A 14,954-nucleotide genomic window follows, 5' to 3' on the forward strand; every position below is an offset into this window, starting at 1 on the left:
GTCCGGGGCCGCCCCCTTTCCGGTCTCCCGGCCGGTCTCAGGTCACCACGGGGGTGTCGGAGTCGGTGGGGGCGCCGTCGAGGGTGGAAGAGGCGCTGGTGCCGGGGGTGTCCTCGGTGGGCGGGTCGGCCGGGTCGCTGGTCGGCGGAGTCGTGGACGGGGTGGTCGTCGGTTCCGTCGTGGGTGAGGTCGACGGGGTCGTGGGCGATTCCGTCGGGGTCGGTGAGGTCGTCGTCGGGGCCGGTGACGTCGTCCTCGTCGACGACCGGGTCGGCGTCGGGCTCCCCTGCGTCGTCGTCGGCGCGCCCGTCGGTCCCGGCGCGCTCGTCGTGGACGGGTCCGGCTCGCCGGGGGTCTCGCTGCTGGGCGTGCCGGTCGCCGTGGGGTCCGCGGAGGTCTCCGTCGGGGTCGCGCCGGAGGGGGTGGGGGTGGGCGAGCCGGAGGTGGTGGGCGTACCGGTCGCGGTCGGGTCGCCGGCGTCGTCCCCGCCCTCGTCCGGGGAGTCGTCGTCGGTGCCGGGGACGTCGTCGCCGCCCTGGTCGGTGGTGCTGTCGGTGGAGACGGTGCCGGAGGTGGGCGTGTCGTCGGTGCCGGATGTGGCGCCGAGGGTGACGACGGTGCCGAGGACGGCGACGAGGAGCACGCCGGCGCCGACGGCCGCGAGGTTGCGCCGGGCGCCGGTGAGGATGCCCGCCGCGAGGCTCTTGCGCGAGGGGTCCGCCGGGGCGGCGACGAGCGTGGGGCCCTCGTCGGCGAGGTCCTGGAAGGGCGGGAAGGCGCGCGGTGCGGCGGGGGTCGGCGGCAGCGGCTCGGTCGGCGGCTCGGCGGGGGTCCGCGGCGCGGGGGCGGCGGCGCGGACGGCGGGCACGCCGCGGGGCGGGGAGTCGGCGCGGACCGGCGCCGGTGCCGGGGCGGGCTCCTGCGCGCGGGTGAGGTCGGCGACGAGGGCGAGGGCCCGGCGCCCGGCGACGGTGCCCCGCTTGTCGGCGAGGACGCCGCGCAGGCCGATGGAGGCCTCCAGTTCGGCGCGGGCGCGGGCGAGGTTGCCGCCGCAGATGGCGAGGACGCCGAGCTCGTGGTGGAAGTACGCCTCCTCGGCGACGTCCCCGGCGAGCCGGGCGGCCTCCTGGCCGGCGCGCAGGGCGCGCTCCCAGGCGCCCCAGTGGAGGCCGGCGGCGAAGGCGGGGGCGGCGGCCCTGGCGAGGGCGGCGGCGGCCCGGTGCTCGGCCCCGGTCTCGGCACTCTCATCGGCCTGCGTACCGGTCTCGCCGCTGACGAGGGCGCCGAGGGCGGCGAGGAGGGCGTCGGACTCGGCGGCGGCCCGCTCGGGGCCGACCGAGGGGTGGCCGGCCCACCAGGCGTAGTGCCGGGCGGCGGTGTGGAGGCGCTCGGCGGCGTCGAGGCCGTAGCCGCGGGCGAGGAGCTGGGTGAGGACGCCGCTCGCGAGCCGGTACCGGGGGCCGACGGGGCTGAGGAGGCCGCAGGCGCGGAGTTCGCCGAGGGCGGCGTCGGCGTGGGTGTCGCCGACGAGCGCCGGGAGGTGGGCGTGGTGCGGGACCTCGCCGCCGAGGGCGACGGCGAAGCGGAGGGTGGTCTGGGCGGCGCGGCTGAGCCGGGAGGCGAGCAGCGCGGCGGGTGCGGCGCCCTCGCCGAGGCTGGGCAGCGGCACGTCGCGGAGCTCGACGTCGGGGTCCTCGTGCGGGTCGAGGGCGGGTGCGGCGTCGGCGGGGGCCTTCTCCGGTCCCGTACCGGACGGGCCGAACGCCTCCTCCAGGGCGCCGAAGGCGTCGAACTCGGCGGGGGTGACGCGCAGCCGGTCGCGCTGCCGGAGCAGGGCGCCGGCCTGGACGAAGCGGAGCGGCAGGCCCTCGGACTCGAACCAGAGGTCGCCGGCCCAGTTGGCCTCCTCCTCGGTGAGGGGGCGGCCGACGGCGGCCTCCAGGAGGGCGAGGGAGGTGGCGCGGCCGAGGCCGGGGAGTTCGACCTCCTCGATCCGGGCCTCGGCGGAGGGGGCGGGGACGCCGGGGGCGGCGGCGAGCAGGAAGGCGCACTCGGGGGCGGCGGCGAGGAGTTCGTCGAGGGCGGCGCCGCCGAACTCCAGGTCGTCGATGACGACGACGGCCCCGATGGAGGCGAGGTCGGCGCGCAGGCCGTCGGGGCCGGGCCGGTGGCGGGGGGCGTGCAGGACGGCGGCGCGGAGCTCGTGGAGGAGTTCGCCGGTGGTGCGGTGGTGGCCGGAGAGGCGGACGACGCCGTCGGGGGCGAGGGAGGCGCAGTCGGCGGCGACGGCGTCGAGGAGGGCGGTGCGGCCGGAGCCGTCGGGGCCCGTGAGGCGGGCGGAGCGGCCGCGGGTGAGGGTCTCGGTGAGCCGGGCGCGCTGTGCGTCGCGCTCCAGGAGGGGCAGCTCGGGGGCGGCGGGGCCGGGCGGCGGGGGCGTGGCGGCGCGGGCGGCCTCGGCGCGCTCCTCGGGGGTGCGGCGGCGGGCGGCGGGGGGCTCCTCGCCGGGCGGGCAGGCCTCGATCTCGCTGCCGTCGACGGGGTTGACGGTGAGCAGCAGCTCGCCGGAGACGATCCGGGTGACGCGGGCGCGGGCGGGTGCCGGGGCGGCGCGGTCGGGCAGGGCGGCGGGCTGTGCGGGGCGGGCGTCCTCGGCCGCGGTCTCGTGACCGGACTCGTCCGGCCCCCGGTGTATCGGGTCCATGGTCAAAGCCCCCAAGAGCGGTGGTGCGGAGCCCGCCGGGCGGAGAGGTGTCGTGGGGTGCGGGCCGACCGAACCCTAGACGGTGGCGGGGCGCCCGGGAACAGTCGGGGTGCCGTGGAGACCAAGACGTCACGGTCTTGTGAGGATTGAGCGTGACGCCTGGTTCGCACAGGGGCTTCACAGACCGCGGGGCCCGGGACCCGTACCGCGACCGGCCGTTCAGACGCGGGGCAGGGACTCCAGCGCGAGCCCGCCCTCGATGGCGAGGATCCGGTGGAGACGGGTGGCGACGAGGAGCCGCTGCATCTGCGGCGGCACCCCGCGCAGGACGAGCCGGCGGCCGCAGCGGCCGGCCCGTCGGTGGGCGCCCATGATGACGCCGAGGCCGGTCGCGTCCCAGGAGTCGAGTCCGGTCAGGTCGAGCACCAGGTCGCCGACTCCGTCGTCGACGGCCGAGTGCAGGACCGTACGGGCGTCCGCCGCGCTCCGGACGTCGAGGCGGCCCCCGACGACCAGCTCGGCATGGTCGCCCCTGATGTGCATAGTCGCTCCCCGGGAAATGCTCCGTCTTCGCAACAGCTGACTGAACAACTGACTGCTGCCTCGGCAGATACGTTGCGCCTTGTCGTCGAACCGATACCTGAATTCACTCCATGGAGTGAGGTGATCTGGCGGCCCGAGCTCAGTACGTGTAGAAGCCCTGCCCGCTCTTGCGGCCGATGTCACCCGCGTCCACCATCCGGCGCATCAGCTCCGGCGGCGCGAACTTCTCGTCCTGGGTCTCGGTGTAGATGTTGCCGGTGGCGTTGACGAGGATGTCGACGCCGGTGAGGTCGGCGGTGGCCAGCGGGCCCATGGCGTGGCCGAAGCCCAGCTTGCAGGCGAGGTCGATGTCCTCGGCGGTGGCGACGCCCGACTCGTACAGCTTGGCGGCCTCGACGACGAGGGCGGAGATCAGGCGGGTGGTGACGAAGCCGGCGACGTCGCGGTTGACGACGATGCAGGTCTTGCCGACGGACTCGGCGAAGGAGCGTGCGGCGGCGAGGGTCTCGTCGCTGGTCTTGTGGCCGCGGACGAGCTCGACGAGCTGCATCATCGGGACCGGCGAGAAGAAGTGGACGCCGACGACGGCCTCGGGGCGCTCCGTCACCGCGGCGATCTTGGTGATCGGGAGGGCGGAGGTGTTGGAGGCGAGGACCGCGCCGTCCTTGGCGATCTTGTCGAGGGAGCGGAAGATCTCGTGCTTGACCTCGATCTTCTCGAAGACGGCCTCGACGACGATGTCGGCGTCGGCGACCGCGTCGAGGTCGGTGGTGGCGGTGATGCGGCCGAGGGCGGCCTCCGCCTCGGCGGCGTCCAGCCTGCCCTTCGCGACGAACTTCTCGTACGAGGACCGGATGCCGTCGGTCCCCCGGGTCAGGGCGGCGTCGGTGACGTCCCGGAGGACGACGTCCCAGCCGGCCTGCGCGGAGACCTGCGCGATGCCGGATCCCATGAGTCCGGCCCCGATGACGGCGAGCTTCCCAGCCACGAATTCCACCCCTCAACACCTGTTCACTTCTGGCTCTCCGGCGGAGATTAGCGGTCGCGGGCCGTCATGTGACCGCGAAGTAATGCGCGTCACGCTCTCTTTGACGGACGTCACACGCGCGACAGGCGCGACGGGCGGGGGCGTCACTAGTCTGGGGTCATGGTCAATCTGACGCGCATCTACACCCGCACCGGCGACAAGGGCACCACCGCCCTCGGCGACATGAGCCGCACCGCCAAGACCGACCTCCGGATCGCGGCCTACGCGGACGCCAACGAGGCCAACGCCGTCATCGGCACGGCCATCGCGCTCGGGCAGCTGGACGAGGAGGTCGTGAAGGTCCTCGTCCGCGTGCAGAACGACCTCTTCGACGTGGGCGCCGACCTCGCCACCCCGGTCGTGGAGAACCCGGAGTACCCGCCGCTGCGGGTGGAACAGACGTACGTGGACAAGCTGGAGGCGGACTGCGACCGCTTCCTGGAGCAGCTGGAGAAGCTGCGCTCCTTCATCCTGCCCGGCGGCACGCCCGGCGCGGCGCTGCTGCACCAGGCGTGCACGGTGGTCCGGCGGGCCGAGCGCTCGACGTGGGCGGCCATGGAGGTGCACGGCGAGACCATGAACCCGCTCACCGCCACGTACCTCAACCGGCTGTCAGACCTGCTCTTCATCCTTGCGCGGGTGGCCAACCGCGAGGTCGGGGACGTGCTCTGGGTGCCGGGCGGCGACCGCTGAGGTCTGGCCCCGAGCAGGCCCTTGCCGGGGGTCCGGGGGTGGTCCCCCGGGAGATGCGGCATCCTTGCGCGGGTGGCCAACCGCGAGGTCGGGGACGTGCTCTGGGCGCCGGGCGGCGACCGCTGAGGTCCCGGCGGACGTGCCTTCCGGCGCCTTCCCCGCCTTGTCCTCCGACTCCTTCTTCGGCCAGATCGCGTAGCTGAGCGCGATCAGGCCGTGGATGCCGACCGCCCGCCAGACGGCGCCGATCGTGGCGCGGAGCCCTTCGGTGTCCCCGGAGTCGCCGACGTACCAGGAGGCGGCGAGGAGGAGGGCGGAGGCGACGGCACCGGCGACCACCGAGCCGAGCCAGATCGCGCCCTCGTGGCGGGCGCGGGCCATGCCGTAGCGGGGCGGCTTCGGGGGCGGCGGGGCGTCGCCGAGGCGGTGGGCGGCGTGGCCGTCGAGCCACTTCACGGTGCGGTGACCGTGGCCGACGGTGTAGCCGATGTAGACGGCGGCGAGGCCGTGCCGCCAGCTGGGCTCGGCGCCGTTCTTGAGGTCGATCGCGGCGACGACGAGGAGCAGCACCTCCAGGAGCGGCTCGCACAGCAGCAGCGCGGCGCCGAGCCGGGGCATCCGCAGCAGGTAGCGGGCGGTGAGGCCGGCGGCCAGCAGGACCCAGAAGCCCACCTCGCAGACGACGATCAGCGTGACGATCACGGCGTTTCCCCTTTCGCTGTCCTCTCAGCGTCCCGTACGGGCGGCGCCGGTTCGTCGTCGCCGGTGAGGAAACGCGCCTACATCCTTCGACGGAGGCGCCGGCGGGCGCGGATCGGCCCGGACGCCGAGGTCCGTGCCCCGGCGGGCGTGTTGGATGAGCACGTGACACTCCCCCGCCCGACGTTCCCCCGCCCGCACCGCGTCGATCTGTTCATCGCCCTCGCCGGGCTCGCCGGCGGCCTGCTGCTGTGGTCGTACGGGCTTTACACGTCGAACAGCGCGCTCCTCGGGCAGAAGTGGGCCCCGCTGATCCCGCTGGCGGTGATGGCGGCGGCGGAGACGCTCCGCCGGGTGGCGCCGCACACCGCGCTCGTGGTGGGCACCGTGACGATCGTCGGCGACCAGTTCACCCACGGGAACCTGGCCACCGTGCTGATGTTCACCGACGTCGTCTACGCCTCCGTGGTCTACGGCACCCCGGCCCAGGCGCGCCGCGTCCCGTACACCACCGCCCTGGTCACGGTCGGCGTCACGGTGGGCTTCCTGGTCTGGTGGCAGAACGCGATCGCGCTGCTCGTCGGCGCGCTCACCGGCATCGTCTCCTTCCTGCCGGCCGTCACCGGCTCGATCGTGCGCAACCACCGGGACGCGGCGGAGTCCGCCCGGCTGCGCGCCGAGCAGACCGCGCTGCTCGCGGAGATGGACCGGGTGCAGGCGGTGACGGCGGAGCGGGCGCGGATGGCGCGGGAGCTGCACGACATGGTGGCCAACCACCTCTCCGCGATCGCGATCCACTCGACGGCCGCGCTCTCCCTCGACGAGCCCGCCACCACCCGGCAGGCGCTCACCGTGATCCGGGAGAACAGCGTGGCCGGGCTCGCGGAGATGCGACGGCTGATCGGGCTGCTCCGGGACAGCGGGGCGGCGGGCGAGCCGGCCGCGACGGCGACCCTGGCGGGGCTCGACGCGCTGGTGGCGCAGGCGGAGGCGAACGGCGCGGCGAGCGGGCTCCGCTTCGCCCTGGACGACGCCCGCCGGGACGGGCCGGGGCTTCCGGCGCCGGTGGAGCTGGCCGCGTACAGGATCGCGCAGGAGTCGCTGACGAACGCGCTGAAGCACGCGGCGCCCGGTGAGGTGCGGGTGGCGCTTGCGCGCGGCGACGGGGCGCTGACGGTGACGGTGACGAGCCCGTACGGGGAGCGGCCGGGGCCGCGCGCGCCGGGTTCGGGGGCGGGCCTCGTGGGCATGCGGGAGCGGGTGGCGCTGCTGGGCGGGGAGCTGGAGGCCGGTCCGGTGGCGGCGGACGGGGGCGGGAAGGTGTGGCGGGTGCGCGCGGTGCTGCCCGTGGGAGCGAGCGAGGAGGAGCGGGTATGACGGTGCGGGTGGTGGTGGCCGAGGACCAGGCCGCGGTACGGGCCGGGCTCGTGCTGATCCTGGGCAGCGCGCCGGACATCGAGGTGGTCGGGGAGGCCGGGGACGGGGAGCGGGCGGTGGAACTGGCCCGGGAGCTGCGGCCGGACCTGGTGCTCATGGACGTGCAGATGCCCCGGCTCGACGGGGTGTCGGCGACCCGGCGGGTGGTGGCGGAGGGCCTGGCGGACGTCCTCGTCCTGACCACCTTCGATCTGGACGAGTACGTCTTCGGGGCGCTGCGTGCGGGGGCGGCGGGGTTCCTGCTGAAGAACGCGGAGGCGCGGGAGCTGATCGAGGCGGTGCGGACGGTGGCGCGGGGCGAGGGGCTGATCGCGCCGGCGGTGACCCGGCGGCTGATCGCCGAGTTCGCCGCCCCGTCCGCCCCGGCCTCCCCTACGCCTTCGGAGGTACGCGGGGACCCCGCGGTGCTCGACGCGCTGACGCCCCGGGAGCGGGAGGTGCTCGCGGCCCTTGCGGCGGGCCTGTCGAACGCGGAGACCGCGGTACGGCTCGACATGGCGGAGGCGACGGTGAAGACCCACGTCAGCAAGGTGCTGGGCAAGCTCGGACTCCGCAGTCGGGCCCAAGCGGCGGTCCTGGCACGGGAGTTGGGGGTCCGATAAAACGGAACCTACGTTGGTCTGGACCTCTTGACGATTGGTCCAGACCTTCCTACGCTCGCGGGGCGCGCGCAACTCTTCCGGACCACCCCCACCCCGAACGTCCGCAACTTGAGGAGCACCGTTGAGCACTCAAGCACCGACGCGCCGAAGAGGCCTCAGAGCACGGGCCGCCGCCGCCCTCACCGCCCTGGCCCTCCCGCTCGCCGCCATGGTCGGTCTCGCCTCCCCCGCCGAAGCCGCCACCTCGGCGACCGCCACCTACACCAAGACCCAGGACTGGGGCACCGGCTTCGAGGGCAAGTGGACGGTGAAGAACACCGGCACCACCACCCTCACCTCCTGGACCCTGGAGTGGGACTACCCCTCCGGCACCCGGGTCACCTCCGCGTGGGACGCCACCGTCACCAACAGCGGCGACCACTGGACCGCCAAGAACGTCGGCTGGAACGGCACCCTCGCCCCCGGTGCCTCCGTCTCCTTCGGCTACAACGGCACCGGCCCCGGCGCCCCCAGCGGCTGCAAGATCAACGGCGCCTCCTGCGACGGCACCCAGCAGCCCGGCGACAACCCGCCCTCGGCCCCCGGCACCCCGGTCGCCTCGGACATCACCAACACCTCGGTGAAGCTCACCTGGGGCGCCGCCACCGACGACAAGGGCGTCAAGAACTACGACGTCCTGCGCGGCGGCACCAAGGTCACCACCACCACCGGACTGACCTACACGGACACCGGCCTCACCGCCGGCACCGACTACAGCTACACCGTCGTGGCCCGCGACACCGCCGACCAGACCGGCCCCGCCGCGGGCCCGACCCCGGTGCGCACCACCGGCGGCGACAACCCCCCGCCGCCGCCGAACGCCGTCAAGCTGGGCTACTTCACCAACTGGGGCGTCTACGGGCGCAACTACCACGTGAAGAACCTGGTGACCTCGGGCTCCGCGTCCAAGATCACCCACATCAACTACGCCTTCGGCAACGTCCAGGGCGGCAAGTGCACCATCGGTGACGCCTACGCCGACTACGACAAGGCCTACACCGCCGCCCAGTCCGTCGACGGCGTCGCCGACACCTGGGACCAGCCGCTGCGCGGCAACTTCAACCAGCTGCGCAAGCTGAAGAAGGCGTACCCGCACATCAAGGTCCTGTGGTCCTTCGGCGGCTGGACCTGGTCCGGCGGCTTCGGCCAGGCCGTCCAGAACCCGACCGCGTTCGCGCAGTCCTGCTACGACCTGGTCGAGGACCCGCGCTGGGCCGACGTCTTCGACGGCATCGACCTGGACTGGGAGTACCCGAACGCCTGCGGTCTCACCTGTGACACCAGCGGCGCCGCGTCCTTCAAGAACATGATGCAGGCCATGCGCGCCAAGTTCGGCCCGAACAACCTCGTCACCGCGGCCGTCACGGCGGACGCCTCCTCCGGCGGCAAGATCGACGCCGCGGACTACGCGGGCGCCGCGCAGTACATGGACTGGTTCAACGTGATGACGTACGACTTCTTCGGCGCCTGGGAGGCCAAGGGCCCGACCGCCCCGCACTCCCCGCTGACCTCGTACGCCGGCATCCCGCAGGCGGGCTTCAACTCCGCCGAGGCGATCGCCAAGTTCAAGGCCAAGGGCGTCCCGGCCAAGAAGCTGCTGCTCGGCATCGGCTTCTACGGCCGCGGCTGGACCGGCGTCACCCAGTCCGCCCCCGGCGGCACCGCCACCGGCCCGGCCGCCGGCACGTACGAGCAGGGCATCGAGGACTACAAGGTCCTCAAGAACTCCTGCCCGGCCAACGGCACCGTCGCCGGCACCGCCTACGCCCACTGCGGCACCAACTGGTGGAGCTACGACACCCCCGCCACCGTCACCTCCAAGATGGGCTGGGCCAAGAACCAGGGCCTCGGCGGAGCCTTCTTCTGGGAGTTCAGCGGTGACACCGCCAACGGCGAGCTGGTCTCCGCGATCAACGGCGGCCTGAGCTAGAAGCCACAGCGGTACGACGAAGCGGGGGACGGTGCAGCACACCGTCCCCCGCTTCCGTACGTACTAGGCCACATTCACCCTCTGGCCGGGCGGCGCCGCCTCCAGCCAGGCCATGAAGCCGGTCCTGGCGTCCTCGCTCATCGCGAGCTCAAGGCGGACGCCGTTGTACATGCAGGGCTGGATCACCGAGTCGGAGAGCAGCGCCAGCTCCTCCTCGCCTTCCGGCATCCGGCGCTCAAGGGCCACGATCGCCGAGCGCTCCAGGAAGCGGCGCGGCCGGGGCGCGTACGAGAAGACCCGGAACCAGGCGATCTCGTCGCCGCTGTACCGGGCCACGCCGTACACCCAGCCCTTGCCGGACAGGTCCGGCTCCTCCGGGACGTCCCAGCGCAGGGAGCAGTCGAAGGTGCCGCCGGCCCGCTGGATCAGCCTGCGGCGCAAGCCGAAGACGAAGAGCCCGATCACCACCAGTGCGACGACCAGGCCGCACACGAGCAGCGCGAGGAACATCTTCACCGACCTCCTCGCCGCTTCCCGTGACCGGCGCCGCCGGCCGAACCGAATACCACCTGCATCTGCATCGCCTCAGCCGCGGCACGGTCTGGAACATTCCAGCCGTGCCGCGGCTGAGGGCACTACTTCTCCGGTGCGGGTCCGCTAGCGGACCGCTACCGCGCGCAGCCGGACCTCGGCGCGCCGCTCGGCGGCGGCGTCCTCGTCGGCCTTCGCACGCTCAAGGGCGCGCTCGGCGCGCTGGGTGTCGATCTCGTCCGACAGCTCGGCGATCTCCGCGAGGAGCGACAGCTTGTCGTCCGCGAAGGAGATGAAACCGCCGTGCACGGCGGCCACGACGGTGGCGCCCTCGCTCGTACGGATGGTCACCGGGCCCGACTCCAGCACACCGAGCAGCGGCTGGTGACCGGGCATGACGCCGATGTCGCCGGAGGTGGTACGCGCGATGACCAGGGTGGCCTCGCCGGACCAGACACTCCGGTCCGCGGCGACCAGCTCGACGTGCAGCTCAGCAGCCAAGAGTGGGCTCCTCGGGTCACCACCCGGCGGTGCTGCCGGGTGTTGGGTCAAAGTCTAGTCGGGCGTCCGGCACCGGAGTGCCGGAGCCCGCGCCCCCGGGGGATGCGGCCGGGGGCGTGGAGAGGGGGCGGGAAGGGTTCCCGCCCCCTCGGGCGAGCACGGGGCTCAGGAGACGCCGAGCTCCTTGGCGTTCTTCTTGAGGTCCTCGAGACCACCACACATGAAGAAGGCCTGCTCCGGGAAGTGGTCGAACTCACCGTCGCAGATCGCGTTGAACGCGGCGATCGACTCGTCGAGCGGGACGTCCGAACCGTCCACACCGGTGAACTGCTTGGCGGCGTGGGTGTTCTGCGACAGGAAGCGCTCGACACGACGCGCACGGTGCACGACGAGCTTGTCCTCCTCGCTGAGCTCGTCGATACCGAGGATCGCGATGATGTCCTGGAGGTCCTTGTACTTCTGCAGGATGCCCTTGACGCGCATGGCGGCGTCGTAGTGGTCCTGCGCGATGTAGCGCGGGTCCAGGATCCGGGACGTGGAGTCCAGCGGGTCCACGGCCGGGTAGATGCCCTTCTCGGAGATCGGACGGGAGAGAACCGTCGTCGCGTCGAGGTGGGCGAAGGTGGTCGCCGGCGCCGGGTCGGTGAGGTCGTCGGCGGGGACGTAGATCGCCTGCATCGAGGTGATCGAGTGACCACGGGTCGAGGTGATGCGCTCCTGGAGGAGACCCATCTCGTCGGCCAGGTTCGGCTGGTAACCCACCGCGGAGGGCATACGGCCGAGCAGGGTCGACACCTCGGAACCGGCCTGGGTGAAGCGGAAGATGTTGTCGATGAAGAACAGCACGTCCTGCTTCTGCACATCGCGGAAGTACTCCGCCATGGTCAGACCGGCGAGGGCCACACGGAGACGGGTGCCCGGGGGCTCGTCCATCTGGCCGAAGACGAGGGCGGTCTTGTCGAGAACGCCCGAGTCCTCCATCTCCGCGATGAGGTCGTTGCCCTCACGCGTACGCTCACCGACACCGGCGAACACGGAAACACCCTCGTGCAGCTTGGCCACACGCATGATCATTTCCTGGATCAGAACGGTCTTGCCGACACCGGCTCCACCGAACAGACCGATCTTTCCACCCTTGACGTACGGGGTGAGAAGGTCGACGACCTTGAGGCCGGTCTCGAACATCTCGGTCTTCGACTCGAGCTGGTCGAACGCCGGGGCCTTGCGGTGGATGGACCAGCGCTCGCTGACCTCCGACTCCGCCTCGGGCTCGTTCAGGATCTGACCCAGCGTGTTGAACACGCGGCCCTTGGTGACGTCGCCGACGGGCACCGTGATGCCGTCGCCGGTGTCGACCACGGGGGCCTGGCGGACCAGACCGTCGGTGGGCTGCATCGAGATGGTGCGGACCATGCCGTCACCGAGGTGCTGCGCGACCTCGAGGGTCAGCGTCTTGGTGCCCTCGCCGGTCGAGTCCGGAACCTCGACGTTCAGCGCGTTGTAGATCTCCGGCATCGCGTCGACGGGGAACTCCACGTCGACGACCGGGCCGATGACCCGGGCGACGCGGCCCGTGGCAGCGGCGGTCTCAACAGAGGTCGTCATTACTTGTCACTCCCCGCGGTCGCGTCGGCCAGGGCTGCGGAGCCACCGACGATCTCGCTGATTTCCTGGGTGATTTCGGCCTGGCGGGCCGCGTTGGCAAGTCGGGTGAGGCTGGTGATCAGCTCGCCCGCGTTGTCGGTCGCCGACTTCATCGCGCGCCGCGTCGCGGCGTGCTTCGACGCCGACGACTGGAGCAGCGCGTTGTAGATGCGGCTCTCGACGTAGCGCGGCAGAAGGGCGTCCAGGACGTCCTCCGCCGACGGCTCGAAGTCGTACAGCGGACGGAGCGTGTCCTGCTCGCCCGCCTCCTTCGCCACCTCGTCGAGGCTGAGGGGCAGCAGCCGGGCCTCGACCGCCGTCTGCGTCATCATCGAGACGAACTCGGTGTAGACGATGTGGAGCTCGTCCACACCACCCTCGGCCGTGTCCTTCTCGATCGCCTCGATCAGCGGCTCGCCGATCTTCTTGGCGTCCGCGTACGTCGGCTCGTCCGTGAAACCGGCCCACGTGTCGGCCAGCTTGCGCTCACGGAAGTTGAAGTGCGCGATGCCGCGGCGGCCGACGACGTAGATGTCGACCGTCTTGCCCTCGCCCTCCAGCTTCGCGATGAGCTGCTCCGCCGCCTTGATGACGTTGGAGTTGAAGGCGCCGGCCAGACCGCGGTCGCTCGACAGGAGCAGAACCGCGGCACGGGTCGGGTTCTCGGCCTCGGTGGTCAGCGGGTGCTTGTCGCTGGCACCCGTGGCCACCGCGGTCACCGCGCGGGTGAGCTCGGTGGCGTACGGGGTCGACGACTGCACCTTGCGCTGAGCCTTGACCACGCGCGAGGCGGCGATCATCTCCATCGCCTTGGTGATCTTCTTCGTCGCGGTGACGGATTTGATGCGACGCTTGTAGACCCGGAGCTGCGCTCCCATGAGTCAGGTCCCTTCCGTCGTCACTTCGAGACGTTGACGGCGGAGGCGTCCTCGCCGAGCAGCTTGCCGTCAGAGGTCTCGAACTGCTTCTTGAACTCCGCGATGGCGTCGGCGACGGCCGTCAGGGTGTCGTCCGACATCTTCTTGCCCTCACGGATGGAGGTCATGAGACCGGAGTGGTTCTGGCGGAGGTACGCCAGGAGCTCGGCCTCGAAGCGACGGATGTCGGCGACCGGGACGTCGTCCATCTTGCCGGTGGTGCCGGCCCAGATCGAGACGACCTGGTTCTCCGTGGGCATCGGCTGGTACTGCGGCTGCTTGAGCAGCTCGACCATCCGCTGACCGCGCTCCAGCTGCGCCTTCGAGGCCGCGTCCAGGTCGGAACCGAAGGCCGCGAAGGCCTCCAGCTCACGGAACTGGGCGAGGTCCACGCGGAGGCGACCGGCGATCTGCTTCATGGCCGGGTGCTGGGCGGAGCCACCGACACGGGAGACCGAGATACCGACGTTCAGAGCCGGGCGCTGACCGGCGTTGAACAGGTCGGACTCCAGGAAGCACTGGCCGTCGGTGATGGAGATGACGTTGGTCGGGATGAACGCCGAGACGTCGTTGGCCTTGGTCTCGACGATCGGCAGACCGGTCATCGAACCGGCACCCAGCTCGTCCGAGAGCTTGGCGCAGCGCTCGAGGAGACGGGAGTGCAGGTAGAAGACGTCACCCGGGTAGGCCTCGCGGCCCGGCGGGCGGCGCAGCAGCAGCGACACGGCGCGGTAGGCGTCGGCCTGCTTCGACAGGTCGTCGAAGACGATGAGGACGTGCTTGCCCTGGTACATCCAGTGCTGGCCGATGGCCGAGCCGGTGTACGGGGCGAGGTACTTGAAGCCGGCCGGGTCGGACGCCGGGGCGGCGACGATCGTCGTGTACTCGAGCGCGCCGGCCTCCTCCAGGGCGCCGCGGACGGCGGCGATGGTGGAGCCCTTCTGGCCCACGGCGACGTAGATGCAGCGGACCTGCTTGTTCACGTCGCCCGAGCGCCAGTTGTCGCGCTGGTTGATGATCGTGTCGACGGCCAGGGCGGTCTTGCCGGTCTGGCGGTCGCCGATGATCAGCTGGCGCTGACCGCGGCCGACCGGGGTCATGGCGTCGACGGCCTTGTAGCCGGTCTCCATCGGCTCGTGGACCGACTTACGGGCCATGACGCCCGGGGCCTGCAGCTCGAGGGCGCGGCGGCCCTCGGTCGCGATCTCGCCGAGACCGTCGATCGGGTTACCGAGCGGGTCGACGACGCGACCCAGGTAGCCCTCGCCGACGCCGACAGAGAGGACCTCGCCGGTGCGCTGCACCGACTGACCCTCCTCGATGCCGCTGAACTCGCCGAGGACGATCGCACCGATCTCGCGCTCTTCGAGGTTCAGCGCGAGACCGAGGGTGCCGTCCTCGAACTTCAGCAGCTCGTTCGCCATGGCCGAGGGAAGACCCTCGACCTTCGCGATGCCGTCGCCGGCCAGGCTGACCGTGCCGACCTCCTCGCGCGAGGCCGCGTCCGGCTGGTACGACTGGACAAAGGTCTCCAGCGCGTCCCGGATCTCCTCCGGCCGGATCGTGAGCTCCGCCATCTGGGTTCCCTGCTCTCCTTGTTGGGCCCGAAGTTTCTTAAGGGGTCTGGGGGCCGACCCCCAGGAATCTTCTGCAATCTCTGCACGGCCCAACCGGGCCGCTGTGATGCGTA

General features: G+C 72.0%; 12 protein-coding genes and 1 pseudogene. 4 read left to right on the forward strand and 9 right to left on the reverse strand.

Going from position 1 to position 14,954, the window contains the following annotated elements:
- Positions 1-37 precede the first annotated feature (37 nt).
- The 3 genes from QK442_RS08510 to QK442_RS08520 all read right to left on the reverse strand — a co-directional run bounded on the left by QK442_RS08510 (position 38) and on the right by QK442_RS08520 (position 4,232).
- Entirely contained in the window at positions 38-2,701 is a 2,664-nt protein-coding gene (locus tag QK442_RS08510; RefSeq protein ID WP_282693260.1) for an ATP-binding protein, read from the reverse strand.
- Positions 2,702-2,920: 219 nt separating this feature from the next.
- A complete protein-coding gene (locus tag QK442_RS08515; protein WP_188269246.1) occupies positions 2,921-3,244 on the reverse strand; it encodes an STAS domain-containing protein in 324 nt (107 codons plus the stop codon).
- A gap of 139 nt (positions 3,245-3,383) precedes the next feature.
- Positions 3,384-4,232 carry a 3-hydroxyacyl-CoA dehydrogenase family protein gene (locus QK442_RS08520; protein WP_282693383.1) on the reverse strand — a complete coding sequence of 283 codons (849 nt, stop codon included), beginning with the start codon at positions 4,230-4,232 and terminating at the stop codon, positions 3,384-3,386.
- Between the two features lie 159 nt (positions 4,233-4,391).
- Here QK442_RS08520 and QK442_RS08525 point away from each other — a divergent pair, with 159 nt between their 5' ends.
- Entirely contained in the window at positions 4,392-4,964 is a 573-nt protein-coding gene (locus QK442_RS08525; protein ID WP_282693261.1) for a cob(I)yrinic acid a,c-diamide adenosyltransferase, read from the forward strand.
- Positions 4,965-5,141: 177 nt separating this feature from the next.
- Here the strand turns inward: QK442_RS08525 and QK442_RS08530 are convergent.
- A pseudogene (locus QK442_RS08530) lies at positions 5,142-5,666 on the reverse strand (hypothetical protein); the annotation flags it as partial.
- A gap of 162 nt (positions 5,667-5,828) precedes the next feature.
- Here QK442_RS08530 and QK442_RS08535 point away from each other — a divergent pair.
- From QK442_RS08535 to QK442_RS08545, 3 genes are all read left to right on the forward strand, one after another.
- Positions 5,829-7,040, forward strand: coding sequence for a histidine kinase (locus QK442_RS08535; protein WP_282693262.1), 1,212 nt, complete (start codon positions 5,829-5,831; stop codon positions 7,038-7,040).
- The gene (locus QK442_RS08540) at positions 7,037-7,702 is read left to right on the forward strand and encodes a response regulator transcription factor (protein ID WP_282693263.1); all 666 of its coding nucleotides are present in this window, start codon (positions 7,037-7,039) and stop codon (positions 7,700-7,702) included. Before QK442_RS08535 ends, QK442_RS08540 begins: the two co-directional genes overlap by 4 nt.
- Before the next feature lie 208 nt (positions 7,703-7,910).
- A complete protein-coding gene (locus QK442_RS08545; protein ID WP_282693384.1) occupies positions 7,911-9,671 on the forward strand; it encodes a glycoside hydrolase family 18 chitinase in 1,761 nt (586 codons plus the stop codon).
- A gap of 63 nt (positions 9,672-9,734) precedes the next feature.
- Here QK442_RS08545 and QK442_RS08550 read toward each other — a convergent pair whose 3' ends face one another.
- The 5 genes from QK442_RS08550 to atpA form a co-directional block, all read right to left on the reverse strand.
- Positions 9,735-10,181: a DUF2550 domain-containing protein gene (locus QK442_RS08550; RefSeq protein ID WP_150233122.1), complete on the reverse strand. Its 447-nt coding sequence runs from the start codon at positions 10,179-10,181 to the stop codon at positions 9,735-9,737.
- 147 nt (positions 10,182-10,328) lie between these two features.
- On the reverse strand, positions 10,329-10,703 hold the full coding sequence (locus QK442_RS08555) for a F0F1 ATP synthase subunit epsilon (RefSeq protein ID WP_282693264.1): 375 nt from the start codon (positions 10,701-10,703) through the stop codon (positions 10,329-10,331).
- A gap of 165 nt (positions 10,704-10,868) precedes the next feature.
- On the reverse strand, positions 10,869-12,308 hold the full coding sequence (gene atpD / locus QK442_RS08560) for a F0F1 ATP synthase subunit beta (protein ID WP_282693265.1): 1,440 nt from the start codon (positions 12,306-12,308) through the stop codon (positions 10,869-10,871).
- Positions 12,308-13,225 carry a F0F1 ATP synthase subunit gamma gene (locus QK442_RS08565; protein WP_282693266.1) on the reverse strand — a complete coding sequence of 306 codons (918 nt, stop codon included), beginning with the start codon at positions 13,223-13,225 and terminating at the stop codon, positions 12,308-12,310. The genes atpD and QK442_RS08565 overlap by 1 nt, the downstream gene beginning before the upstream one ends.
- 20 nt (positions 13,226-13,245) lie before the next feature.
- A complete protein-coding gene (gene atpA / locus QK442_RS08570; protein WP_282693267.1) occupies positions 13,246-14,841 on the reverse strand; it encodes a F0F1 ATP synthase subunit alpha in 1,596 nt (531 codons plus the stop codon).
- Positions 14,842-14,954 lie beyond the last annotated feature (113 nt).

Source organism: Streptomyces sp. CC208A (genome assembly GCF_030010625.1).
In the GTDB taxonomy this organism is placed as follows: Bacteria; Actinomycetota; Actinomycetes; order Streptomycetales; family Streptomycetaceae; genus Streptomyces.

What these genes read in the sequence shown, in the direction of transcription:
- QK442_RS08510 (WP_282693260.1), bottom strand. Translation starts at nt 2,701, where the DNA reads ATGGACCCGATACACCGGGGGCCGGACGAGTCCGGTCACGAGACCGCG.
- QK442_RS08515 (WP_188269246.1), bottom strand. Translation starts at nt 3,244, where the DNA reads ATGCACATCAGGGGCGACCATGCCGAGCTGGTCGTCGGGGGCCGCCTC.
- QK442_RS08525 (WP_282693261.1), top strand. Translation starts at nt 4,392, where the DNA reads ATGGTCAATCTGACGCGCATCTACACCCGCACCGGCGACAAGGGCACC.
- QK442_RS08540 (WP_282693263.1), top strand. Translation starts at nt 7,037, where the DNA reads ATGACGGTGCGGGTGGTGGTGGCCGAGGACCAGGCCGCGGTACGGGCC.
- QK442_RS08545 (WP_282693384.1), top strand. Translation starts at nt 7,911, where the DNA reads ATGGTCGGTCTCGCCTCCCCCGCCGAAGCCGCCACCTCGGCGACCGCC.
- QK442_RS08550 (WP_150233122.1), bottom strand. Translation starts at nt 10,181, where the DNA reads ATGTTCCTCGCGCTGCTCGTGTGCGGCCTGGTCGTCGCACTGGTGGTG.
- atpD (WP_282693265.1), bottom strand. Translation starts at nt 12,308, where the DNA reads ATGACGACCTCTGTTGAGACCGCCGCTGCCACGGGCCGCGTCGCCCGG.
- QK442_RS08565 (WP_282693266.1), bottom strand. Translation starts at nt 13,225, where the DNA reads ATGGGAGCGCAGCTCCGGGTCTACAAGCGTCGCATCAAATCCGTCACC.
- atpA (WP_282693267.1), bottom strand. Translation starts at nt 14,841, where the DNA reads ATGGCGGAGCTCACGATCCGGCCGGAGGAGATCCGGGACGCGCTGGAG.